Here is a 20,397-nt window from a genome sequence, read left to right as displayed (position 1 = left end):
GGTTCTCTCCTCGTTCGGGTTCCGCCGGAACGCATCGGGGCACTCGACTGCGCGAGTGCCCCGACACGGATCGTGCGACCTACTTCTTGAAGACGTCCTTGACGTCCTCGCCGGTCTGCTTGACGCTCGCGGAGGCCTGGTCCTTCTTGCCCTCGGCGACCTTGGAGTCGTCGTTGGTGGCGTTGCCGAGCGCTTCCTTCGCCTTGCCGGCGAGGTCCTGAGCGGCGTTCTTGATCTTGTCGTCGAGTCCCATGACGGGTCCTTTCGTCGGTCGGGCGTGCGCCCGGTGGGTGGTGCGGGATGGGCCGGGAGGCCCGTGGTGCGTCGTGCTGACGGCTGTCAGCGGACGCGGGTCGGCTTCGCGAGCGCGGAGCGGGTACCGCCGGTGAGGTGCACGAGCACCGGCACCTGGCGGCCGAGGGTGCGGTCCAGGACCGCGACCGCCCGGTCGACGGCGTCGAGCACGGTGACCGCGTCGCCGCCGCGGCGGACGGCGACCCGGATCCGAGCGGCACGCTGCCGGCGGACGAGGTAGGTGTCGACCCGCGAGCCGACGACGTCACGGACGCCGGAGAGCTCGTGGTCGAGGACGTCACGGACGAGCGCCACGTTGACGGTCACCGCGTCGTCGCCGGAGCGTTCCCGGACGGCGACCGAGGTGCCGCCACCGCCACGGGTGAACACCCACACGAGGGCGAGCACGATGACGAGGGCGCATGCGCCGGCGATGATCCACAGCGAGGACGCGGGCACGTCGAGGCTGCGGGGGAGGTCGACGTACTGGGCGGTCGCGTCGCGGACGGCGGGCAGGACGCCCGCGCCGATGACGAGTCCGACCACGACGGCGACCAGGCCGAGCACGAGGAGGATGATCCGGTTGAGGGTCCGGTTGCTCTTGGTCATGCGAGGGTTCCCTTCTCCTCGACCCGGACGCGAACGCTCCGGCCGAATCGTTCGTCCAGGCCGCTGAGGCGGTCGCGGACGGCGTCGCGGACGACGCTCTCGTCGACGGGCACCCCGGTGACGGGGACCACGCGGACCTCGGTCCGGCGGCCACGTGCGGTCGCCGAGGCGTTGCCCTCGGGGACGCCCGCCGCGGTGCCGGCCGCGTTCGCTGCGGTCGACGCCAGGATGCGGGTGTCGATGATGACGGCGCCGCGGTCGTGTTCGACGACGGAGCGGTGCTGCCGACCCGGCTTGAGGGCGAGGACGATCAGCACGACCCCGAGGACGACCAGCACGACGGCGACGACCTCGGCGATCGTCAGGAACGCCGCGTCGGGCCGGAGTGCCGCGTCGACCGCGGACTGCGGGTCGGCGAGGAGCGGAGGCCGACCGATCGCCCGGAGGACGGACTCGGTGCCGATCCACGCTGCGACGAGGACGAGCACGACGAGGGCGACGGCCACGGCGGTCGAGCGGGAGCGGTGGACGCTCCGGCGACGGATGCGCCGTTCCACGGAACCGTTGCTCATGATGGCCTCCTAGACGGTCCGGGTCTTGCGCTCGCGCACGATCCCGGTGAGTTCGATGTGGGCACTGCCGACGCGACGGCCGGTGAGGTCACCCACGCGGCCCTTGACCTCCTCGGCGACCCGGGCGGAGCGGCCGACGATGTCGTCGCCCGCCGCGATCGGGCCGGTGATGTCGAGGGAGAGTGCGCCGGACGCGTCGCCGAGTCCGACACGCACCCGCTTGGCGGGGGCGCCGAGCCGTTCGGCTGCGACGGCCCGCGCCAGCGAGGTCAGTGCGCGAGCGGTGATCTCGACGCGGCCCGCGACAGCAGCAGACGAGACGCCGTCCGGGCCGGGGGTCATCGTGAGCTCCGGCGCCCGGTCAGCACGTCGGCGAGGGCGCCGCGGTCGATGCGGCCGGTCACGAGCGCGGCCACGAGGGCCCCGACCGCACCGAACACGACCACGAGCACGAAGCCCCAGAAGCCGAACTGCAGTGCCACGACGGCGAGGACGGCGCCGATGAGGGCGCCCATCAGTGTGTTGCTCATGCGACTCGCGCTTCCTTCTTCTCGTCGTCCTTGTCGTCGTCGTCACCCGGGATGAAGACGTCCTGCACGGTCACGTTGACCTCGGCGACCTCCATGCCCACGATCTGCTCGAGGGCACGGGCGACACCGGCACGGACGCCGTCGGCGACCTGCTGGAGGGCGACCGGGTACTCGGCGACGATCACGATGTCCGCGGCGACCTGCTTCTCGCCGACCTCGACCTTGACGCCCTGACCGAAGTCGCGCTGGCCGATGGCGTCGCGGAGGGCACCGATCGCACGGGCGGCACCGTTGCCCAGGGAGTGGACGCCGTTCACCTCGCGGGCGGCGATCCCGGCGACCTTCGACACGACGGTGTCGTCGATGACGGTCTTGCCCGTGACGCCGTTCGCGCCCGAGTGGGTGCCGGTGTTGCGGGTCGCCGCCGTGCTGGTGGTCGCGGGGGTGATGGTGGTGTCAGCCATGTTCGTTCCTTCCGATCGTCCCGCCGGGCGTTCCCAGCGGTTGCTGTTCACGGATGAGACGGGGCTCACCAGAGGTTCGTCACACACGGGTCATCGGTTTCAGCCGATTTCCAGAGAAACGGCCCGATCCCAGTGCGGGCGTACCCCGCGGGGTGGGTCGGCTCAGTCGAGCGCGCGGATTCCGGCTGCGTCGCTGCGTTCCGACGCACCACGGATCGAACGGACGGCCGCCATCGGGGACTCGCCCCGTTCCTCCTGGAAGAGCTGCTGGAGCCGTCGCGGACGCACGCCGGCCGCGTCGGCGATGTCCTGGACCGTCAGGTCGTCGTCGAGGTGCTGCTCGATGAAGGCGAGTGCGCGCCGCAGGCGCCACGACGCCCGTCCCGCGTCGGGGCGGGCGCCCAGTGCGGCCCGCATCGTGGTGCCGGGGTCCTCGCCGAAGCGTTCGCGGTACGCGGCGGCGAACCGACCGGCGTTGGTGAACCCCCATCGCCCGCCGACGGCGGACACCCCGTCGGAGCCGTCGCCGCGCAGGAGCTCCTGCCGGACACGATCGAGTCGGTGGTCGCGGAGGAACCGGTGCGGGGTCGAGTCCAGCGTGCGGGCGAAGACGTCCTGCAGGCCGCGCTGGCTGAGGCCGCACGCCGCGGCGATCTCGGGCACGGACGGCCGCGCCGCCGCGTTCGCCTCGATGAAGCGGATCGCGTCCCGCAGCCGGTTCGCCACCGGCACGTCGGTCCCGCGGTTCCGGATCGGGAACGTGTCGAGCACGACGACGGCGAGGCGACGGTTCAGCTCGGTCCTCATCGCGCCGTGGACCCGGTCGTCGACGAGCATCGGGCCGAGCTCGTGGATGAGGTGGCGGAGGGGTTCGCGCCGGGCGACGACCTCGTCCTGCTGGTCGAAGAGCAGTGGACCGGCCGGCAGCCGGAACCCGAGGTCCTTCCCGACCTCGCGGAGGAACCGGTCGGCGACGTGGACCCCGTTGTAGACGGTCCCGGTCGACTCGAACCGGTAGGCCTCGGACGCCGACGCGATGTAGGGGCTGCCGGGCTCGACGACGCGGGTCCGGTCGGTGAAGTGCATCTCGAGCCGGCCCTTCGTGAGCCAGAACACCACGTGGTCGTCCCGCGGACCGATCACCCCGCCGCGCTTGCCACCCTCGGCACGCATCGTCCGGAGGGTGAGGTCGTCGTCGCCCACCACGGTGTACTCGTACCGGGCGTCGTCGGTCGCGAAGGTGTCCGACGCGAAGTCGGAGCCGTGGTACTCGGCCTCGAAGATGGCGGAGTAGTCGGAGCCGTCGGCGTCGGTGAACCGCAGTCTGCGGAAGCCGTTCGTCGACGAGGCGGTCATGCGCGCATCTTGCCACGGTTGCGGCGACACGTCGAAGGAATACCCTAGGGGGGTACCGTATTGAGTCTGGTGGAGGACACGATGCACGAACACGTCGGCTACATCGGCGACAAGGACGACCTGCTCAAGCGACTCCGTCGCGCCGAGGGCCAGGTGCGGGGGATCGCCCGCATGGTCGAGGACGAGACCTACTGCATCGACGTCCTCACCCAGATCTCCGCGGCGAACCGGGCGCTCGAACGCGTCGCCCTGTCGCTGCTCGAGGACCACCTGTCCCACTGCGTCGCCGAGGCGGTCGCCGAGGGCGGGGACGCCGCTAACGCCAAGGTGCGCGAGGCGAGCGAGGCCATCGCCCGACTCGTCCGCTCCTGAACACCGGAAGGAACACCGTGAACGACACCGTCAACACCGAACTCCTGCTCGTCGAGGGCATGACCTGCGAGCACTGCGTGATGAGCGTCACCGAGGAACTCACCGAACTCGACGGGGTGTCGGACGTCGCCGTCCAGCTCGTGCCCGGCGGCCGGTCCGAGGTCACCGTCACGTCGGACCGCCCGGTCACGGCCGAGTCGCTCCGTGACGCGGTCGCCGAGGCGGGCTACGAGGTCGTGCGCTCGTGACGGACGACGTCGTCGACCGCGTGGTCGAACTCGACATCACCGGGATGACGTGCGCGTCGTGCGCGAACCGCATCGAGCGGAAGCTCGGCAAGCTCCCCGGGGTCACCGCGACCGTGAACTACGCGACCGAGAAGGCGCAGGTGCGGGTCGACGACCCGGAGTCCACCGACCCCGCCACCCTGATCGCCGCGGTCGAGTCGGCCGGGTACGGGGCCACGGTCCCGGCGCCGCCCGTCGCCGCCGACGACGACACGGCCGACGCTGCCGTGGACGACCCCGCCGCGCCCCTCCGGCAGCGGCTCGTGGTCTCGGCGGTCCTCGCCCTGCCCGTGGTCGTGCTGTCGATGGTCCCCGTGCTGCAGTTCCCGAACTGGCAGTGGCTGGCGCTGGCCCTCGCTGCGCCCGTCGCCGTCTGGGGAGCGCTGCCCTTCCACCGTGCCGCGTGGGTGAACGCCCGGCACGGCGCCGCGACGATGGACACCCTCGTCAGCGTCGGGGTCCTCGCCGCGTTCGGCTGGTCGCTGTACGCGCTGTTCCTCGGGGACGCCGGCACGACCGGCATGCACATGACCTTCTCGTGGTTCGCGACCGACCCCGAGGCGAGCGACCTCTACCTCGAGGTCGCCACCGCCGTCACCGTCTTCATCCTCGCCGGCCGGTACATGGAAGCACGGGCGAAGCAGCAGTCCGGCGCGGCACTCCGGGCCCTGCTCGAGCTCGGCGCGAAGGACGCGACCGTGCTGCGCGATGGCTCGGAGACCCGGGTCCCCGCCGCGTCGCTCGTCGTGGGCGACGTCGTCGTCGTGCGTCCCGGCGAGCGGATCCCGAGCGACGGCACCGTCCGCGACGGGTCCTCCGCGGTGGACCTCAGCATGCTCACCGGCGAGTCCGTCCCGGTCGAGGTGCGTCCGGGCGACCCCGTCACCGGTGCGACCGTCAACGTGGGCGGCCGACTCGTCGTGGCCGTCACCCGCGTCGGAGCCGACACCGAACTCGCTCGGATGGGACGCCTCGTCGAGGACGCGCAGACCGGCAAGGCCGAGGTGCAGCGCCTGGCCGACCGTGTCTCCGGGGTGTTCGTCCCGATCGTCATCGGGCTCGCGGTCCTGGCGTTCGTCGGCTGGCTCGTGCTCGGCGGATCCGTGACGGCGGCGTTCACCGCGGCCGTCGCCACCCTCATCATCGCCTGCCCGTGCGCCCTCGGTCTCGCGACGCCGACCGCCCTGCTGGTCGGCACGGGGCGCGGCTCGCAGCTCGGCATCCTCATCGGCGGACCCCAGGTGCTCGAACGCACCCGTGCCGTCGACACCATCGTGCTCGACAAGACCGGCACCGTGACGACCGGGGTCATGGAGCTCCGATCGGTCGTCGTCGCACCGGGCACCGACCTCGACGCCGACGGGGTCCTGCGGCTGGCCGCCGCCGTCGAGGACGGTTCCGAGCACCCGGTCGGCCGCGCGGTGGTCGCCGGTGCGCGGGAGCGCGGGACCGCCCATGCCGAGTCGTCGCAGTTCACCGCGACGCCCGGTGCCGGCGTGCAGGCCGTGGTCGACGGTGACGTCGTGCTGGTCGGGACCGCGCGGTGGCTCGCCGAGTCGTGGTCGATCGGCCTGCCGGAGACGCTCGCCACCGCCCTCGCGGACGCCGAGTCCGACTCCGGGACCGCGGTCGTGGTCGCCCGGAACGGCGCCGCGCTCGGCGTGGTCGTCGTCGGCGACACCGTGAAGCCCGAGGCAGCGGACGCCGTCCGTCGGTTCGTCGAGCTCGGGCTCCGTCCGGTGCTGCTCACCGGCGACAACGAAGGGGCGGCCCGTGCGGTCGCCGCGTCCGTCGGCATCGACGAGGTGCACGCCCGCGCCACACCCTCGTCCAAGCTCGAGACCGTCCGACGGCTGCAGGCCGAGGGGCGGAGCGTCGCGATGGTCGGGGACGGCGTGAACGACGCGGCCGCCCTCGCCGCCGCCGACCTCGGCATCGCGATGGGTGCCGGCACGGACGCGGCGATCGCGGCGAGCGACATCACCGTGGTCAGTGGTCGGCTCACCGTGGTGGCCGACGCGGTCCGGCTCTCGCGTGCCACCCTCCGCACGATCAAGGGCAACCTGTTCTGGGCGTTCGCGTACAACGTCGCGGCGATCCCGCTCGCGATGGCGGGGCTGCTCAACCCCGTGCTGGCCGGCGCGGCGATGGCGTTCTCGTCCGTCTTCGTCGTGACGAACAGCCTGCGCCTCCGTCGCTTCACGCCGCTCGACCGCCCCTGACCTGGCGGCCGCGCACGCCGACGCGCTACTCTGTCCATGCCCACCCCCGCTGGGGGCTGTGGAAGTAGAAGCCGGGACCCCCGCCCTTTGACGGGACCCGGCTTTCGCGCTTCCTACAGGTCGATCCGGACGATCTCGACCGAGGCCGCCAGCGCTCGGAGCCAACGGTGATCGCCCACGTGCGCGTCGCCCACCGCGCCCACGACCTGGTCCGCGATCCACAGCATCGGCTCGTCGAGCGGGTGCCCGTGCTCCACGCGCATCCCACGGGGAAGTGCTCCGCGGCCACGGAGGGCGTCGACCGTCCGACGGTCACGTTCCATCAGCGAGGGAGTTCGGGCTTCGAGCGTCGTGCGCTCGACGTGGTGCCGCTCGCACAGTTCCCAAGCCAGGCGTTCGAGACAGAGCGCGCGAGCACGCTCCTGCTTCCTCGGGTCCATCGGGGTCCCCACGGCCACGACGTGGTAGACGTCGAACGCGCTGAGCGTCGCCATCACACGGCTCCGGTGGGCTGCGTCGAGATCCCGCCAGTGCAGCTTGCCCCGCGTGTTCTGGAGCGGTCGGAGCGCCTCACGATGCGCGTCGCTCGCATCTGGGGCGGCGACCACACCACCGAGGAAGTAGGCCGGTGGGTGGGCGTTCGCGACTCGCGCACTCTCGTCCACCCATGCGTGCAGTGTGAACTCGGGGCGGAGGAGCATCTCGACACCATGGCACGCGACCTGCCCCCGAGCATCATGCTCGGTATTTCGGCGATACGGCGTCGTGGTCACACACCCTTCACGCCGCTCGACCGTCCCTGACCCGGCGGCCGCCCTGTGCGCACCACGCGCCGGAGCGCACTACGCTCGAACTCGGTCCGCGACGCAGTGCTGCGGTGACCCGCGGGCTTGTACGTCTTGAAGGTGATCCAGGAGGACCCCGTGACCGAATCCGCGCCCGTCGACCCCACATCGACCGAAGGCTGGAAGAAGCTGGACGGCATCGCCGCCGGCTTCACCCCGGACCTGCGAGGGTGGTTCGACAGCGACCCCGGCCGTGCCGAGCGCTACACGTTCCAGGCGGCGGACCTCACCGTCGACCTGTCGAAGGGCCTCGTCGACGACGAGATCCTCGGCGCACTGCTGCAGGTCGCGAAGGACGCCGGCGTCGCCGAGCGTTTCCAGGCGATGCTCGCCGGTGAACACATCAACGCCACCGAGGACCGCGCCGTGCTGCACACCGCGCTCCGCCGGCCGAAGGCGACCGAGGGCCTCGTCCCCGCCGCCCCGCTGACCGTCGACGGCCAGGACGTCGACGCCGACGTGCACGCCACGCTCGACAAGGTCTACGCGTTCGCGACGCAGGTGCGCGACGGCTCGTGGACCGGTGTCACCGGCAAGCGCATCGAGACCGTCGTCAACATCGGCATCGGCGGCTCGGACCTCGGCCCGGTCATGGTCTACGAGGCACTGAAGCCGTACGTGCAGCCCGGCCTCGAGGCACGCTTCGTCTCGAACATCGACCCCGCGGACATCTACGAGAAGACCGTGGACCTCGACCCGGAGACCACGCTCTTCATCGTCGCGTCGAAGACCTTCGGCACGCTCGAGACCCTGACGAACGCCCGCCTCGCGCGCCAGTGGCTGTGGGAGAAGCTCGGCCTCACGGACGCGTCCGACGACGAGAAGTCGAACGCCGTCGCGAAGCACTTCGTCGCCGTGTCGACCGCGCTCGACAAGGTCGCCGCGTTCGGCATCGACCCCGAGAACGCCTTCGGCTTCTGGGACTGGGTGGGTGGCCGCTACTCCGTCGACTCCGCGATCGGCACGAGCGTCGTCGTCGCGATCGGCCCGGAGAACTGGGAGCAGTTCCTCGCCGGCTTCCACGCCATCGACGAGCACGTCCGCACCACGCCGCTGGAGCAGAACGTCCCCGTCCTGATGGGCCTGCTCAACGTCTGGTACACGAACTTCCTCGGTGCGCAGAGCCACGCGGTCCTGCCGTACACGCAGTACCTGCACCGCTTCGCCGCGTACCTGCAGCAGCTCACCATGGAGTCGAACGGCAAGCGCGTCCGCTGGGACGGCTCGCCCGTCACCACCGAGACCGGCGAGGTCTTCTGGGGCGAGCCGGGCACGAACGGCCAGCACGCGTTCTACCAGCTCATCCACCAGGGCACCCGCCTGATCCCGGCCGATTTCATCACGGTCGCGAACCCGGCCCGTCCGCTCAAGGACGAGACCGGTGACGGCAAGGGCGTCGCACCCGGCACCGACGTGCACACGCTGTTCCTGGCGAACTTCTTCGCGCAGACCAAGGCGCTGGCGTTCGGCAAGACGGCGGACGAGGTCCGGGCCGAGGGCACCACCGACGAGGGCATCGTCGCGGCGCGCACGTTCCCGGGCAACAAGCCGACGACGTCGATCCTCGCGCCGGAGCTCACCCCGAGCGTGCTCGGCCAGCTCATCGCGCTCTACGAGCACATCGTGTTCACCGAGGGCACGATCTGGGGCATCGACTCGTTCGACCAGTGGGGCGTGGAGCTCGGCAAGCAGCTGGCGCTGCAGGTCACGCCGGCCGTCGAGGGCGACCAGGCCGCGCTCGACGCGCAGGACGCCTCGACCAAGGCGCTCATCGCGAAGTACCTGGAGCTGCGCAAGTAGCGACGTACCCACCTGCGAGACGGGAGGCCCGTGGCGGATCCGCCACGGGCCTCCCGTCCGTCTGCTGGTCGCGCTGGCCGCGGGGCGGACGCGACCCGAGACTCGGGTCGGCCGGGCCGAGGGTCAGCGGCCGAGTGGGTCGAGGTTGAGGGATGTGCCCTCGTAGAGGTGCTGGTCCTCGCCGAACACCTGCACGCCCTCGTTCAGCCAGACCAGGTCGCGCACCGTGATGCCGAAGCGCGCGGCGACGTCGCCGATGAGGTCGTTCGGCGCGACGGTGTACGTCTTCGGCGCACCGGAGGCCGTGGTCGCCCGGACCAGACCGTTCGCGTTCGCCCGGACGCCGCCGTCCTTCGGGTGCACGTTGGTCTGCCGCGCGGGGACCGACCACCGGACCGTCGTGACGGCGAGGACCTTGTCGGCGGCGATCTCGACGGGGACGTCCTGTCCGGGGGCCGCGGCCGAGTACGTCACGAGCGTCACGAGGTGCGACGGGTCGACCCCGGAGCCGCTGAGCGGCACGTTCGCCGAGACCGGCGCGCTGGTCGGTCCGCCGAGGGTGTGGTCGCCGACCCCGTGGTACGTGAGTCCGTCGCCGACGTTCCGCGTCAGGTCGAACAGCCCGACGGCGATCGGCACGGGCAGGGTCGAGGTGATCCCGGAGTACTGCGCGGTGAAGGTGTCGTCACCGTTCGCGACCATCCGGAAGTGGAAGTGGATGCTGCCCTTGGGGGAGGCCACGTCGCCCTGCGCCAGGACGGTGCCGGCCGGGATGGGCGTCAGCGTCGGCGGGGGAGCGGCGGCCTCCGTCGGCGCCGGGGTCGGCGTGCGGGGGTGTGCCGAGGCCTCGAGGAGGTCCGACGCCGACTCGCCGTCGGGGGTCGGCGTCGGGGTGGCGCTCGGCGTCGGGGAGGTCGCCGGGGGAGTCGACGGAGCGGGCAGTGCGCCGTCCGACCCGTGCAGCAACGAGCACCCGGACAGTGCGACGGTGGCCAGCACGACGGTACCGATCGTCACGAAACGCTTCATGGTTCCCCCTCGTGATGATGCTAGCGCGGCCGTTCCGGCCTCCCGAGTGACCGATCGCGCGCCTGTGTCCCAGGACGTACGGCGTCCGTCGTCGCGGAGGAGCACGCGGGTGGAGCACGCGGGTGGAGCACGGTGCCGGTCGGAACACGGTGGGGTGGAGCACGGTGTCGGTCGGAGCGGCTACCGTCGTGGGCATGGAGCGTTCGGAGAACCTCGCCGCGGCCGCCGCCCGGCACGCCGCCCGCATCGCCGAGGAAGGCGGTGACGACGCCGCCGCTCGGGAACGAGCCGAGAGCGTCCGTCGCCGCGCGGACGGCCTGACCGACCGGTTCGACACCGTCGAGGGGACGAGCACGGAGTCCGATGCCCGCGACGCCGACCGTCGTCGTGCGGCCGAGGCCGACCGTGCCGCCTCGCGCACCGAGGGTTCACTGTCGGACTGGCACCGCATGGGCACCCGCCGCGGCGTCACCCCGGACGACCAGGTCCGCACGGCGTGGACGGTCACCGGGGTCCCCGAACCCGGTGAGGCCCGGGCGCTCGCCAACGTCCTGCTCTCGACGGCCGGGCACGCCGGTCGGGTCGCCGACGCCGCACGCCGGAACCCCCGCCTCGCCGGAGCCGCCGGTGCTGCCGCTCGTCGGACGGTCCGGCGGTACGCGGACCACGGTGCGGAGATGTCCTCGCTGGGGGACGTGCTCGCCGAGCCGCCGCGCGACGAGAGCGACGACGCCTGAGAGCCGCTCGCGTCTGATCAGGACTTTCATGGAGCGATCCAATTATCCTGATGTTCGTATGTGTGATTGACAGGACATGGAATCGGGTTACGATCCTTCCAAGCGATGAAGCGTGATCACTGACGAAGGAGTCACCCGAATGGTCGACATCAAACCGACAGCCCCGAAGACGGCGCTCCCGCCGGTCGGACAGGGCCCGCACGTCCGCCGCCTGGGCGTCCTCGCCCTCGTCGCCACCTTCGGCGGCCTCCTGTTCGGCTACGACACCGGCGTGATCAACGGCGCCCTGCTGCCGATGAAGCAGGAGCTCGGCCTCACGAACTTCACCGAGGGCGTGGTCACGAGCTCGCTCCTCTTCGGTGCCGCCATCGGCGCCATGCTCGGCGGCCGCATCGCCGACGGCTGGGGTCGCCGGAAGACGATCATCCTGCTCGCCGTGACGTTCTTCGTCGGCACGCTCATCTGCGTCTTCGCGCCGGCCTTCGGCGTGATGGTCGTCGGTCGTGTGCTGCTCGGCCTGGCGGTCGGCGGTGCGTCGACGGTCGTCCCGGTGTTCCTCGCCGAACTCGCGCCGTACGAGATCCGCGGGTCGCTCTCCGGTCGCAACGAGCTGATGATCGTCATCGGACAGCTCGCGGCCTTCGTGGTCAACGCCATCATCGGCAATCTCTGGGGTGAGGGCAACGGCGTCTGGCGCGTCATGCTCGCCGTCTGCGCGCTTCCCGCGATCGCGCTCTTCATCGGGATGCTCCGCGTGCCGGAGTCGCCGCGGTGGCTCGCGTCGAAGGGCCGCTACGACGAGGCGCTCGACGTCCTCGGCCAGATCCGCTCGAAGGAGCGCGCGTCGGCCGAGCTCGAGGACATCAAGCGGACGAACGACCTCGAGGCGAAGGTCCAGCGCGTCAGCGGCTGGCGCACCCTGCTCGGCAACAAGTGGCTCATCCGGATCGTGCTCATCGGTGCCGGCATCGGCGTCGCGCAGCAGCTGACCGGCATCAACTCGATCATGTACTACGGCCAGACCGTCCTGATCGAGTCCGGCTTCCAGCAGTCGGCCGCCCTCATCGCCAACATCGCCCCCGGTGTCATCGCCGTGATCGGTGGCTTCATCGCGATCTACAACATGGAGAAGATCAACCGTCGGACGACGCTGATCCTCGGGTACTCGCTGACGACGGTCTGCCACTTCCTGATCGGCATCGCCTCGATGACGCTCGTCGAGGGCAACCCCGCCCGGCCCTGGGTCATCCTGTTCCTCGTCGTCGCCTTCGTCGGCTCGATGCAGACCTTCCTCAACATCGCGACCTGGGTGATCCTGTCCGAGATCTTCCCGACGCAGATCCGTGCGCTCGGCATGGGGATCGCGGTCTTCTGCCTCTGGATCGCGAACGCGTTCCTCGGCCTGTACTTCCCGACGATCGTCGCCGCGACGGGCATCACGGGGACGTTCTTCGGCTTCGCGATCGTCGGCGTCCTCGCCCTGCTCTTCATCTGGAAGTTCGTGCCGGAGAGCCGCGGCCGCACCCTGGAAGAGGTCGAGGAGGGCGTCACCACCGGCAACATCTTCACGGTCCCGCCGAAGAAGGCCCGTCGGTAGGTCGTCTCGCGCAGACCGCGCCGAGACGGACGGGAGGCACGGTGCCAGCTGGCACCGTGCCTCCCTCGCAGGCTCGGTCGGCGCGCCCCGCGCAACGCTTCGCGTTGCCGCTGAGCGGGGCGCGCCCGTCCGTCCTGTGGTCGCGCTACGGGCGCAGGAGCACCTTGCCGACCCGGCCGGCGGTGTCCGAGGCGCGCACCGCGTCGCGGACGTCCTCGAAGGCGAACGTCTCGGCGACGGGGAGCGTCAGCGAGCCGTCGAGCACGCGGGTGATGAGCTCACCGAAGAGCTGCCCCTTCGTCTCGGCCGGCATGGTCTTGCTGACGACGCTGCCCCAGAAGCCCTTGACCGTGAGCTGGCCGAAGATGACCTTGCCCGACGGGATCTCGAGCGTGGGCGACGCCATTGCGCCGAACACGACGAGCGTGGCGTTCTCGCCGAGGACGCTCGCGATGTCGCCGGCGGCCTTCCCGCCGACCGACTCGACGCCGGCGGTGATCGGGGCACCACCGGTGATCGCGGCGACCTGGTCCTGCCAGTCGTCCGCGTCGGTGGCGACGATCCGCTCGATGCCCTGGCCGCGGAGCTCCTCGACACCGGCTGCGCGTCGGACGAGACCGATGACGTTGATGCCGCGTGCCGCACCGAGCTGGGCGACCATGCGGCCGACCGCACCGTTCGCGGCGTTCTGGATGAGCCAGTCACCCTCGTGCAGGTCGAGCGAGTGCAGCAGGCTGATGGCGCTGAACGGCATCGAGACGAGCTGGGCGGCGGCCTCGTCGGGCATCGCGTCGGGCACGGGGACGAGCCCGGCCGCGTCGGCGACGTAGTACTCGGCCCAGACGCCGAAGGTGCCGCCGGCGACGCGCTGGCCGACCTGCAGGTTCGTGACGCCCTCGCCGAGGGCCTCGACGACGCCGAGTGCCTCGGTGCCGGACTGTGCGGGCAGCTCGGGCTTGAAGCCGTAGGTGCCGCGCACGGTCCACAGGTCGTGGTTGTGGATCGGGGAGAGCACGGTGCGGACGAGGACCTGCCCGGCGCCGGGCTGGGGGACCGGACGCTCGGCGACGGTCAGGACGTCGGCGGGCTCGGCGAAGGTCTCGTGCACGACGGCGCGCATCGTGGTGGGGGTGGTGCTGGTGCTGTCGGTCATGGACTAGTCCTCCGAGACGGTGATCGTGACGTCGATGTTGCCGCGCGTCGCGTTCGAGTACGGGCAGACCTGGTGTGCAGCGTCCGCGAGGGCCTGGGCCTGGTCGTGCTCGAGTCCGGGCAGCACGACCTCGAGCAGCACGGCGAGCTGGTAGCCGCCCTCGCCGTTCGGGCCGATCTGCACGCGGCCGCCGACGGACGAGTCGGCGATCTTCACCTTCTGGCTGCGGGCGACACCCTGCAGCGCGGAGTGGAAGCACGCGGCGTAGCCGGCCGCGAAGAGCTGCTCGGGGTTGGTGCCGGCGCCGGAGCCGCCCATCTCCTTCGGGATGGCGAGGTCGAGCGCGAACGAGCCGTCGCTGGTGGCGACGCGGCCGTCGCGGCCGGCGCCGGTGGAGAGGGCCTCGGCGGTGTAGAGGGCTTCCATGTGGTGTTCCTTCCTTCGTGGGGTCGTGCAGTCTTCGTCCTGGTGCGAGCCGTTCCTTCGCGCTGAGCGACAGGTCACGGACTCGGAGACGCGTGAGGTGTCGGTCAGGCCGTGACGTCGCGCGGGGCGCCAGCGGCGGCGCCGGCGACGGCGGCGGCAGCGTGCATGGTCTCGGCGAGCCGCTGCAGCGTGGCGATGAGCTCCGTCGCGGCCTGCTCGTCGGAGAGCCCCATCCCGGCGGCGATCCGCCCGGGGACGTGGGCGAGCTCCGGACGGAGGGCCGTGCCGCGCTCGCCGATCGTCACCGTGACGACGCGCTCGTCGGCGCTGCGGCGCTCGCGGCGGACGAGTCCGGACTGCTCCATGCGGCGGAGCAGCGGGGAGAGCGTGCCGGAGTCGAGCTGCAGGTGGTCGCCGAGGCCGGAGACGGTCTGGTCGCCCTCGATCCACAGGGTCACGAGCACGAGGTACTGCGGGTAGGTCAGCCCCCACGGCTCGAGCAGCGACCGGTATGCCTGGGTCGTCGCACGGGAGGCTGCGCAGAGGGAGAAGCACACCATCTCGTCGGTCACGGGCATGGCAACAGCATTGCACGCAACTCAGTTGTGCACAACCGTCCGGCGCGGACGGTGCGGGCCGGTTAGGCTGACGTGACCCACGATGACCAGCAACGACCTCGACAACCCAGCGACCACTGGAGCCGGCGACACCCGCCGCACCGGTAGGGCGTCGTCCCACGGCAAGACGATCCTGATCGGTGAGCACGCCGTGGTCTACGGCGCCCCCGCTCTCGTGCTGCCGGTCCTCGACGCCCGGGTCGTCGCGACGGTGACGCCGATCGAGCCGGCAGCGCCCAGCAGCCGCACGGGCAGCGGCACCGGCGCGGGCACCGACCCCGGGACGATCGCCCCCGGTGGCCACCACCTCGAGTCCGCCGTGCACACCGGCCCGCTCGACCTCGCCCCCGCCGCCGTGATGCCCACCGTCACCGCCGTCACCGCGACCCTCCGGCACTTCGGCAGCACCGACCAGCAGTTCCACGTCCGCGTCGACAGCGAGGTCCCGACCGCCCGCGGCATGGGCTCCAGCGCCGCGGTCGCCGCCGCCGTGACCGCCGCCGTCGCCGACGCCCTGGGCGAGACGCTCGACGTGGAGACCCACCACGACCTCATCCAGGAGTGCGAACGCGTCGCCCACGGTCGTCCGTCCGGACTCGACGCCCGCGGGGTCGTCGCGGACGCCCCCGTCTGGTTCGAGGGCGGCCGGATCGAGCCGGTCGAGCTCGGCGCACGGTTCACGTTCGTCGTCGCCGACACCGGCGTGCCCGGCCACACCCGCGAGGCCGTCGCCGCGGTCCGCGCCCGACACGACGCCGACCCGGCCGCGGTCGACGCCGTCGTCGCCCGCATCGGCGAACTCGCCCGTCGCGCACGGGGGACACTCGTGGACGGCGACGCACAGGCGCTCGGTGCCACGATGGACGCCGCGCACGGACTCCTCACCGCACTCGACGTGTCGAGCGACGACCTGGACCGGCTCGTCGACGCCGCACGAGCTGCGGACGCCCTCGGCGCGAAGCTCACCGGCGGTGGGCGCGGCGGATGCGTCCTCGCCCTCGCCACGGACGGCGAACACGCGGACCGCATCGCGGCCGCGCTGCGCGGCGCAGGTGCCGCAGCCACCTGGACCACCACGATCGGAGACCGCGCTTGATGACCGCCACCGCCGTCGCGCACCCCAACATCGCCCTCGTCAAGTACTGGGGCAAGGCGGACGCGACGCTCGCGCTGCCCGCCACGGGCAGCGTCTCGATGGGGCTCGACGTGTTCCCGACGACGACGACCGTCACGCTGGACGGTGGGTCGCGGGTCGGCCAGGAGGCCCGTGACGCGTTGACCCTGAACGGTCACGTCGTCGAGGACGGTGCGCTGGTGCGGGTGCAGCAGTTCCTCGACCTCGTGCGCGAGCTCGCCGGCAGCGACGAGCACGCCAGCGTCGTCTCCGAGAACACCGTGCCGACCGGGGCTGGTCTGGCCTCGAGCGCCTCGGGCTTTGCCGCGCTCGCCACCGCGGCGTCGGCGGCCTACGGGCTCGACCTGTCCCCGCGTGACCTGTCCCGGCTCGCCCGGCGCGGGTCCGGCTCGGCGACCCGGTCGATCCCCGGCGGCGTCGCGGTCTGGCACGCCGGCGACGACCAGGGCTCCTACGCGGAGCCGATCCCCGCGCCGCCGATGGCCATGGTCGTCGTGACGATCGACGCCGGCCCGAAGCCGATCGGCTCGCGCGAGGCCATGCGCCGCACCATCGCGACCTCGCCGTTCTACCCGGCCTGGGTGACCTCGACGACCGAGACGGTCGGGGACATGCTCACCGCATGCGCCGCCGGCGACTTCACCCGCATCGGCGAGCTCACCGAGAGCAACGCGCTCCGCATGCACGCCACGATCGAGGGCGCGTTCCCACCGATCCGGTACCTGAACGCCCGCAGCGTCGCCGTGTTCGACGCGGTCGCCGAGCTGCGCGCGTCCGGGGTCGAGGCCTACGCCACGGCCGACGCCGGCCCGAACGTCGTCGTCCTCACGAAGCCCGAGGACCGGGCCGCCGTCGCGTCCGCGCTGTCCGGCTTCGGCGACGTCATCGAGTCCGGCACCGGACCCGCCGCGCGCGTGGTCCGCTCCGAAGGAACGGGGACGCCCGGACCGGGCGCCGCCCCCGACCCGGAGGAGCGCACCGCGTGATCGAGTTCCGTGCCCACGGCAAGCTGTTCGTCGCGGGCGAGTACGCCGTCGTCGAGCCGGGCCAGCCGTCCGTGCTCATCGCCCTCGACCGCGCCATCACGGCCCGGGTGACCGAGGGCCACGGCGCCGGCAGCGTGCACTCCGAGGAGTACGGGCACCTGCCGCTCACCTGGACCCGCGCCGAGGACGGCATCGCGCTCGACACCGAGCACCACCCCTACGACTACGTGATGGCGACGATCGACCTCGTCGAGAAGCTCCGCGGCGAGCAGGGCATCGCGCCGCGCTTCCACGACCTGCGGATCCACAGCCAGCTCGACGACGCCAGCGGCCGGAAGTTCGGGCTCGGGTCGTCGGCGGCGGTGACGGTCGCCACGGTCGGCGCCCTCGACCGCTTCTACGGCCTCGGGCTCTCGCAGCGGAAGCGCTTCCAGGTCGCCCTGCTCGCGACGATCCGGGTGAACCCGCGCGCCTCCGGCGGTGACCTCGCGGCGAGCACCTTCGGCGGCTGGCTCCGCTACAGCGCACCGGACCGCGAGCGCCTCGCCGCGCAGCTCGACCGGCGCAGCGTGACGGACATCCTCGGTGACGCCGAGGCCTGGGAGGGCTTCGACGTCCAGCGCCTCCCGGCGCCGGAGAACCTCGAGCTCCTCGTCGGGTGGACCGGTTCGCCGGCGTCCACCACGAAGCTCGTCGGCGTCGTCCGCCGGCACCGCAACGGCGGGTACCAGGCGTTCCTCGACGAGAGCCGGACCTGTGTCGACGACCTGACCACGGGCCTCCAGACCGGCGACGCGGACCGCACGCTCGGCGCGCTCCGCCGCGCACGTGGGTTGCTGCAGCGCCTCGGCGAGTCCGTCGGCTCGCAGATCGAGACCGAACGCCTCGCCACCCTGTGCGACGTCGTCGAGGCCGCGGGCGGGGCGGCGAAGCCGTCCGGCGCCGGCGGCGGCGACTGCGGCATCGCGCTCGTCCCGGCGGAGACCGACCTCGCCGGCATCCACCGCGCCTGGGAGGCGCACGACATCAGACACCTCAGCGTCGCGGTGCAAGCGCCCGAAGGGAGCGTCGATGACTGACCTGCTGACCCCGATCCCCACGAAGTGGGTGGGGCCGATCCGCATCAGCGGCAACGCCGTGGAGGGCGAGCACGAGGTGCCGCTCGCCACGTACGAGTCGCCGCTCTGGCCGTCCGTCGGCCGTGGCGCCCGTGTCTCGCGCATGGTCGAGGGCGGCATCGTGTCGACCGTCGTCGACGAGCGCATGACCCGTTCCGTCGTGGTCCGTGCCGACAGCGCGGCCGCCGCCCACCTGGCGACCGGACGCATCCTCGCCCGGCAGGACGAGCTCGCGCAGATCGTCGCCGGGCAGAGCCGGTTCGCCAAGCTCATCGAGGTGCACCCGGAGATCGTCGGGGACCTGCTGTTCCTGCGCTTCGCGTTCACCACGGGCGACGCCTCCGGGCACAACATGGTCACGCAGGCGGCGGACAAGCTGCTGCCGGCGATCCTCGCGTGGGAGCCGGGCCTGCGGTACGTGTCCGTCTCGGGGAACTTCTGCACCGACAAGAAGGCCACCGCCGTGAACGGCATCCGTGGCCGTGGCCGGAACACGATCGCCGAGATCGTCATCCCGGGTGAGATCGTCGAGAAGCGCCTGCGGTCGTCGGCCGCGCGGATCGCCGAGCTCAACGTCGCGAAGAACCTCGTCGGGTCGACCATCGCCGGGGCCATCCGCTCCGCGAACGCGCACTACGCGAACATGCTGCTCGGGTTCTACCTGGCCACCGGGCAGGACGCCGCGAACATCGTCGAGGGCTCCCAGGGCATCACGAGCGCCGAGGACCGCGACGGCGACCTGTACTTCGCCACCTCGCTCCCGCACCTCATCGTCGGCACGGTCGGCAACGGCAAGGGCGGCGACCTGCCCGTCGTGGAGGACGCCCTCGTGCGCCTCGGCTGCCGCGAGGACCGGGAGCCCGGCGCGAACGCCCGCCGCCTCGCTGCCCTGTGCGCCGCCACCGTCCTCTGCGGGGAGCTCTCGCTGCTCGCCGCGCAGACCAACCCGGGCGAGCTGATGGCCGCGCACGTCGCGATGGAACGCCGCGGCGCGAAGCCGGCCGGAGGTGCCGCATGACCACGCCGCAGCCGCTCTCCGTCGGCATCCACGACATCGCGATCGCGACCGGACACCACGTCCTCGAGCTCGACGACCTGGCCGAGCGCCTCGGCGTCGACCCGGCGAAGTACCACGTCGGCATCGGGCAGGACGCGTTCAGTGTGCCCGCCGCCGATGAGGACATCGTCACGATGGGCGCCGCGGCCGCGAAGGAGATCGTCGACCGGCACGGCGTCGAGGGCATCCGCACGGTGCTCTTCGCGACCGAGTCCGGCGTCGACCAGTCGAAGGCGGCCGGGGTGTTCGTGCACGGGCTGCTCGGCCTGCCGCAGAACGTCCGCGTCGTCGAGCTGAAGCAGGCCTGCTACGGCGGGACCGCGGCCGTGCAGCTCGCCCTCGGCATCGTCGCCCGCGCGCCGCACGAGCGGGTGCTCGTCATCGCCGCGGACGTCGCCCGGTACGACGTCGACACCGCCGCCGAGCCCACGCAGGGCGCCGGCGCCGCCGCGATCCTCATCGCGGCCGACCCGGACCTCATCGAGCTGGAACCCGCCGCCGGGGTCTTCACCGCGGACGTCGACGACTTCTGGCGTCCGAACGACCGCTCGACCGCCCTGGTCGACGGTCGCCTGTCGGTGAGCGCGTACGTGAACGCCTTCGTCGGCGCGTGGGACGACCTCGCGGCGCAGGGCGGACCGGCGTACGAGGACATCGTGCGGTTCGTCCACCACCAGCCGTTCACGAAGATGGCGATCAAGGCGCACCGGAAGCTGACGCAGCACGTCGGGGTGCCGTTCGACGAGTCCGAGCTCGCGACCGGGTTCACCTACAACCGGCAGACCGGCAACACCTACACGGCGTCGCTCTGGATCGGGCTGGCGGCGCTGCTCGACCTCGACGACGACCTCGGCGGGGAGCGCATCGCGCTGTTCAGCTACGGCTCCGGCAGTGTCGGCGAGCTGATCACCGGCATCGTCCGGCCGACCTACCGTGACCACCGCCGCGTGGGCCGCGTGCGCGAGCTGCTCGACGCCCGGGTCCCGCTGACGGTCGACGCCTACCGCGAGCTGCACGCCGCCGGAGCTGCCACGAGCGAGGACGTCGAGCGTCCGCGCGTGACCACCGCGCCGTACCGCTTCGCGGGCGTGCGCGGCGGCGCCCGCCACTACGAGGCGGCCGGCCGGGCCTGACGGCCCGCGGGCTGGCCTGCCCGGCCCGACCCGGCCCGCCCGGTTTCGCGAAAGCGAC

Annotated in this window: 23 protein-coding genes; 11 read left to right on the top strand and 12 right to left on the bottom strand. The window is 72.0% G+C overall.

The window, feature by feature from the left end:
- Positions 1–79 precede the first annotated feature (79 nt).
- From EDF64_RS11745 to EDF64_RS11715, 7 genes are all read right to left on the bottom strand, one after another.
- Complete coding sequence (locus EDF64_RS11745) at positions 80–253, bottom strand: CsbD family protein (protein ID WP_133520159.1); 174 nt, start codon at positions 251–253, stop codon at positions 80–82.
- Between the two features lie 86 nt (positions 254–339).
- On the bottom strand, positions 340–903 hold the full coding sequence (locus EDF64_RS11740) for a hypothetical protein (RefSeq protein WP_133520158.1): 564 nt from the start codon (positions 901–903) through the stop codon (positions 340–342).
- The gene (locus EDF64_RS11735; RefSeq protein WP_133520157.1) at positions 900–1,475 is read right to left on the bottom strand and encodes a DUF6286 domain-containing protein; all 576 of its coding nucleotides are present in this window, start codon (positions 1,473–1,475) and stop codon (positions 900–902) included. Before EDF64_RS11735 ends, EDF64_RS11740 begins: the two co-directional genes overlap by 4 nt.
- A gap of 9 nt (positions 1,476–1,484) precedes the next feature.
- Positions 1,485–1,817: a hypothetical protein gene (locus EDF64_RS11730; RefSeq protein ID WP_133520156.1), complete on the bottom strand. Its 333-nt coding sequence runs from the start codon at positions 1,815–1,817 to the stop codon at positions 1,485–1,487.
- On the bottom strand, positions 1,814–2,005 hold the full coding sequence (locus EDF64_RS11725) for a DUF2273 domain-containing protein (protein WP_071291129.1): 192 nt from the start codon (positions 2,003–2,005) through the stop codon (positions 1,814–1,816). Before EDF64_RS11725 ends, EDF64_RS11730 begins: the two co-directional genes overlap by 4 nt.
- On the bottom strand, positions 2,002–2,469 hold the full coding sequence (locus EDF64_RS11720) for an Asp23/Gls24 family envelope stress response protein (RefSeq protein WP_208108895.1): 468 nt from the start codon (positions 2,467–2,469) through the stop codon (positions 2,002–2,004). Before EDF64_RS11720 ends, EDF64_RS11725 begins: the two co-directional genes overlap by 4 nt.
- A 162-nt stretch (positions 2,470–2,631) precedes the next feature.
- Positions 2,632–3,825: an AraC family transcriptional regulator gene (locus EDF64_RS11715; RefSeq protein ID WP_133520155.1), complete on the bottom strand. Its 1,194-nt coding sequence runs from the start codon at positions 3,823–3,825 to the stop codon at positions 2,632–2,634.
- Between the two features lie 81 nt (positions 3,826–3,906).
- On the opposite strand from EDF64_RS11715, the gene EDF64_RS11710 reads away from it, so the two are divergent.
- The 3 genes from EDF64_RS11710 to EDF64_RS11700 are packed head-to-tail and all read left to right on the top strand — an operon-like array spanning position 3,907 to position 6,706.
- Positions 3,907–4,197, top strand: coding sequence for a metal-sensitive transcriptional regulator (locus EDF64_RS11710; protein WP_092094820.1), 291 nt, complete (start codon positions 3,907–3,909; stop codon positions 4,195–4,197).
- Between the two features lie 17 nt (positions 4,198–4,214).
- Positions 4,215–4,445, top strand: a complete 231-nt coding sequence (locus EDF64_RS11705) for a heavy-metal-associated domain-containing protein (protein ID WP_432207027.1) — start codon at positions 4,215–4,217, stop codon at positions 4,443–4,445.
- The gene (locus EDF64_RS11700; RefSeq protein ID WP_279512734.1) at positions 4,442–6,706 is read left to right on the top strand and encodes a heavy metal translocating P-type ATPase; all 2,265 of its coding nucleotides are present in this window, start codon (positions 4,442–4,444) and stop codon (positions 6,704–6,706) included. Before EDF64_RS11705 ends, EDF64_RS11700 begins: the two co-directional genes overlap by 4 nt.
- Positions 6,707–6,819: 113 nt before the next feature.
- On the opposite strand, the gene EDF64_RS11695 is transcribed toward EDF64_RS11700, so the two are convergent.
- The gene (locus EDF64_RS11695) at positions 6,820–7,407 is read right to left on the bottom strand and encodes a hypothetical protein (RefSeq protein WP_133520154.1); all 588 of its coding nucleotides are present in this window, start codon (positions 7,405–7,407) and stop codon (positions 6,820–6,822) included.
- A gap of 222 nt (positions 7,408–7,629) precedes the next feature.
- Between EDF64_RS11695 and pgi the strand changes: the two genes are divergently transcribed.
- Positions 7,630–9,351 (top strand): glucose-6-phosphate isomerase, encoded by a 1,722-nt coding sequence (gene pgi, locus EDF64_RS11690; protein WP_133520153.1) that lies wholly within the window; start codon positions 7,630–7,632, stop codon positions 9,349–9,351.
- A 123-nt stretch (positions 9,352–9,474) separates the two neighbouring features.
- Here the strand turns inward: pgi and EDF64_RS11685 are convergent, their stop codons facing one another.
- The gene (locus EDF64_RS11685) at positions 9,475–10,380 is read right to left on the bottom strand and encodes a LysM peptidoglycan-binding domain-containing protein (RefSeq protein WP_133520152.1); all 906 of its coding nucleotides are present in this window, start codon (positions 10,378–10,380) and stop codon (positions 9,475–9,477) included.
- Between the two features lie 194 nt (positions 10,381–10,574).
- Between EDF64_RS11685 and EDF64_RS11680 the strand changes: the two genes are divergently transcribed.
- Complete coding sequence (locus EDF64_RS11680) at positions 10,575–11,117, top strand: hypothetical protein (RefSeq protein ID WP_133520151.1); 543 nt, start codon at positions 10,575–10,577, stop codon at positions 11,115–11,117.
- A 139-nt stretch (positions 11,118–11,256) separates the two neighbouring features.
- A complete protein-coding gene (locus tag EDF64_RS11675; protein WP_133520150.1) occupies positions 11,257–12,714 on the top strand; it encodes a sugar porter family MFS transporter in 1,458 nt (485 codons plus the stop codon).
- 145 nt (positions 12,715–12,859) lie between these two features.
- Here EDF64_RS11675 and EDF64_RS11670 read toward each other — a convergent pair whose 3' ends face one another.
- The 3 genes from EDF64_RS11670 to EDF64_RS11660 form a co-directional block, all read right to left on the bottom strand.
- On the bottom strand, positions 12,860–13,834 hold the full coding sequence (locus tag EDF64_RS11670) for a zinc-binding dehydrogenase (RefSeq protein ID WP_133520192.1): 975 nt from the start codon (positions 13,832–13,834) through the stop codon (positions 12,860–12,862).
- A gap of 36 nt (positions 13,835–13,870) precedes the next feature.
- Entirely contained in the window at positions 13,871–14,293 is a 423-nt protein-coding gene (locus EDF64_RS11665) for an organic hydroperoxide resistance protein (protein WP_022905450.1), read from the bottom strand.
- 104 nt (positions 14,294–14,397) lie between these two features.
- The gene (locus EDF64_RS11660) at positions 14,398–14,871 is read right to left on the bottom strand and encodes a MarR family winged helix-turn-helix transcriptional regulator (protein ID WP_208108894.1); all 474 of its coding nucleotides are present in this window, start codon (positions 14,869–14,871) and stop codon (positions 14,398–14,400) included.
- Positions 14,872–14,953: 82 nt separating this feature from the next.
- Here EDF64_RS11660 and mvk point away from each other — a divergent pair, with 82 nt between their 5' ends.
- From mvk to EDF64_RS11635, 5 genes are read left to right on the top strand one after another with little or no spacing between them, the layout of a single operon-like run.
- Positions 14,954–16,006 (top strand): mevalonate kinase, encoded by a 1,053-nt coding sequence (gene mvk, locus EDF64_RS11655; protein ID WP_133520149.1) that lies wholly within the window; start codon positions 14,954–14,956, stop codon positions 16,004–16,006.
- Positions 16,006–17,031 carry a diphosphomevalonate decarboxylase gene (gene mvaD, locus EDF64_RS11650; protein ID WP_243736365.1) on the top strand — a complete coding sequence of 342 codons (1,026 nt, stop codon included), beginning with the start codon at positions 16,006–16,008 and terminating at the stop codon, positions 17,029–17,031. The genes mvk and mvaD overlap by 1 nt, the downstream gene beginning before the upstream one ends.
- The gene (locus EDF64_RS11645) at positions 17,028–18,110 is read left to right on the top strand and encodes a phosphomevalonate kinase (RefSeq protein ID WP_133520147.1); all 1,083 of its coding nucleotides are present in this window, start codon (positions 17,028–17,030) and stop codon (positions 18,108–18,110) included. Before mvaD ends, EDF64_RS11645 begins: the two co-directional genes overlap by 4 nt.
- Entirely contained in the window at positions 18,103–19,167 is a 1,065-nt protein-coding gene (locus EDF64_RS11640; protein ID WP_133520146.1) for a hydroxymethylglutaryl-CoA reductase, read from the top strand. Before EDF64_RS11645 ends, EDF64_RS11640 begins: the two co-directional genes overlap by 8 nt.
- The gene (locus tag EDF64_RS11635; protein WP_133520145.1) at positions 19,164–20,339 is read left to right on the top strand and encodes a hydroxymethylglutaryl-CoA synthase; all 1,176 of its coding nucleotides are present in this window, start codon (positions 19,164–19,166) and stop codon (positions 20,337–20,339) included. The genes EDF64_RS11640 and EDF64_RS11635 overlap by 4 nt, the downstream gene beginning before the upstream one ends.
- Positions 20,340–20,397 lie beyond the last annotated feature (58 nt).

The organism is Curtobacterium flaccumfaciens, assembly GCF_004361695.1.
GTDB lineage: Bacteria > Actinomycetota > Actinomycetes > Actinomycetales > Microbacteriaceae > Curtobacterium > Curtobacterium flaccumfaciens_B.
This window is presented reverse-complemented; position numbering and strand designations above follow the sequence as displayed.

Coding starts and splice junctions, on each gene's coding strand:
- EDF64_RS11745 (WP_133520159.1), bottom strand. CDS start 253: ATGGGACTCGACGACAAGATCAAGAACGCCGCTCAGGACCTCGCCGGC.
- EDF64_RS11740 (WP_133520158.1), bottom strand. CDS start 903: ATGACCAAGAGCAACCGGACCCTCAACCGGATCATCCTCCTCGTGCTC.
- EDF64_RS11735 (WP_133520157.1), bottom strand. CDS start 1,475: ATGAGCAACGGTTCCGTGGAACGGCGCATCCGTCGCCGGAGCGTCCAC.
- EDF64_RS11730 (WP_133520156.1), bottom strand. CDS start 1,817: ATGACCCCCGGCCCGGACGGCGTCTCGTCTGCTGCTGTCGCGGGCCGC.
- EDF64_RS11725 (WP_071291129.1), bottom strand. CDS start 2,005: ATGAGCAACACACTGATGGGCGCCCTCATCGGCGCCGTCCTCGCCGTC.
- EDF64_RS11720 (WP_208108895.1), bottom strand. CDS start 2,469: ATGGCTGACACCACCATCACCCCCGCGACCACCAGCACGGCGGCGACC.
- EDF64_RS11715 (WP_133520155.1), bottom strand. CDS start 3,825: ATGACCGCCTCGTCGACGAACGGCTTCCGCAGACTGCGGTTCACCGAC.
- EDF64_RS11710 (WP_092094820.1), top strand. CDS start 3,907: ATGCACGAACACGTCGGCTACATCGGCGACAAGGACGACCTGCTCAAG.
- EDF64_RS11695 (WP_133520154.1), bottom strand. CDS start 7,407: ATGCTCCTCCGCCCCGAGTTCACACTGCACGCATGGGTGGACGAGAGT.
- EDF64_RS11685 (WP_133520152.1), bottom strand. CDS start 10,380: ATGAAGCGTTTCGTGACGATCGGTACCGTCGTGCTGGCCACCGTCGCA.
- EDF64_RS11680 (WP_133520151.1), top strand. CDS start 10,575: ATGGAGCGTTCGGAGAACCTCGCCGCGGCCGCCGCCCGGCACGCCGCC.
- EDF64_RS11675 (WP_133520150.1), top strand. CDS start 11,257: ATGGTCGACATCAAACCGACAGCCCCGAAGACGGCGCTCCCGCCGGTC.
- EDF64_RS11670 (WP_133520192.1), bottom strand. CDS start 13,834: ATGCGCGCCGTCGTGCACGAGACCTTCGCCGAGCCCGCCGACGTCCTG.
- EDF64_RS11665 (WP_022905450.1), bottom strand. CDS start 14,293: ATGGAAGCCCTCTACACCGCCGAGGCCCTCTCCACCGGCGCCGGCCGC.
- EDF64_RS11660 (WP_208108894.1), bottom strand. CDS start 14,871: ATGCCCGTGACCGACGAGATGGTGTGCTTCTCCCTCTGCGCAGCCTCC.
- mvk (WP_133520149.1), top strand. CDS start 14,954: ATGACCAGCAACGACCTCGACAACCCAGCGACCACTGGAGCCGGCGAC.
- mvaD (WP_243736365.1), top strand. CDS start 16,006: ATGACCGCCACCGCCGTCGCGCACCCCAACATCGCCCTCGTCAAGTAC.
- EDF64_RS11640 (WP_133520146.1), top strand. CDS start 18,103: ATGACTGACCTGCTGACCCCGATCCCCACGAAGTGGGTGGGGCCGATC.
- EDF64_RS11635 (WP_133520145.1), top strand. CDS start 19,164: ATGACCACGCCGCAGCCGCTCTCCGTCGGCATCCACGACATCGCGATC.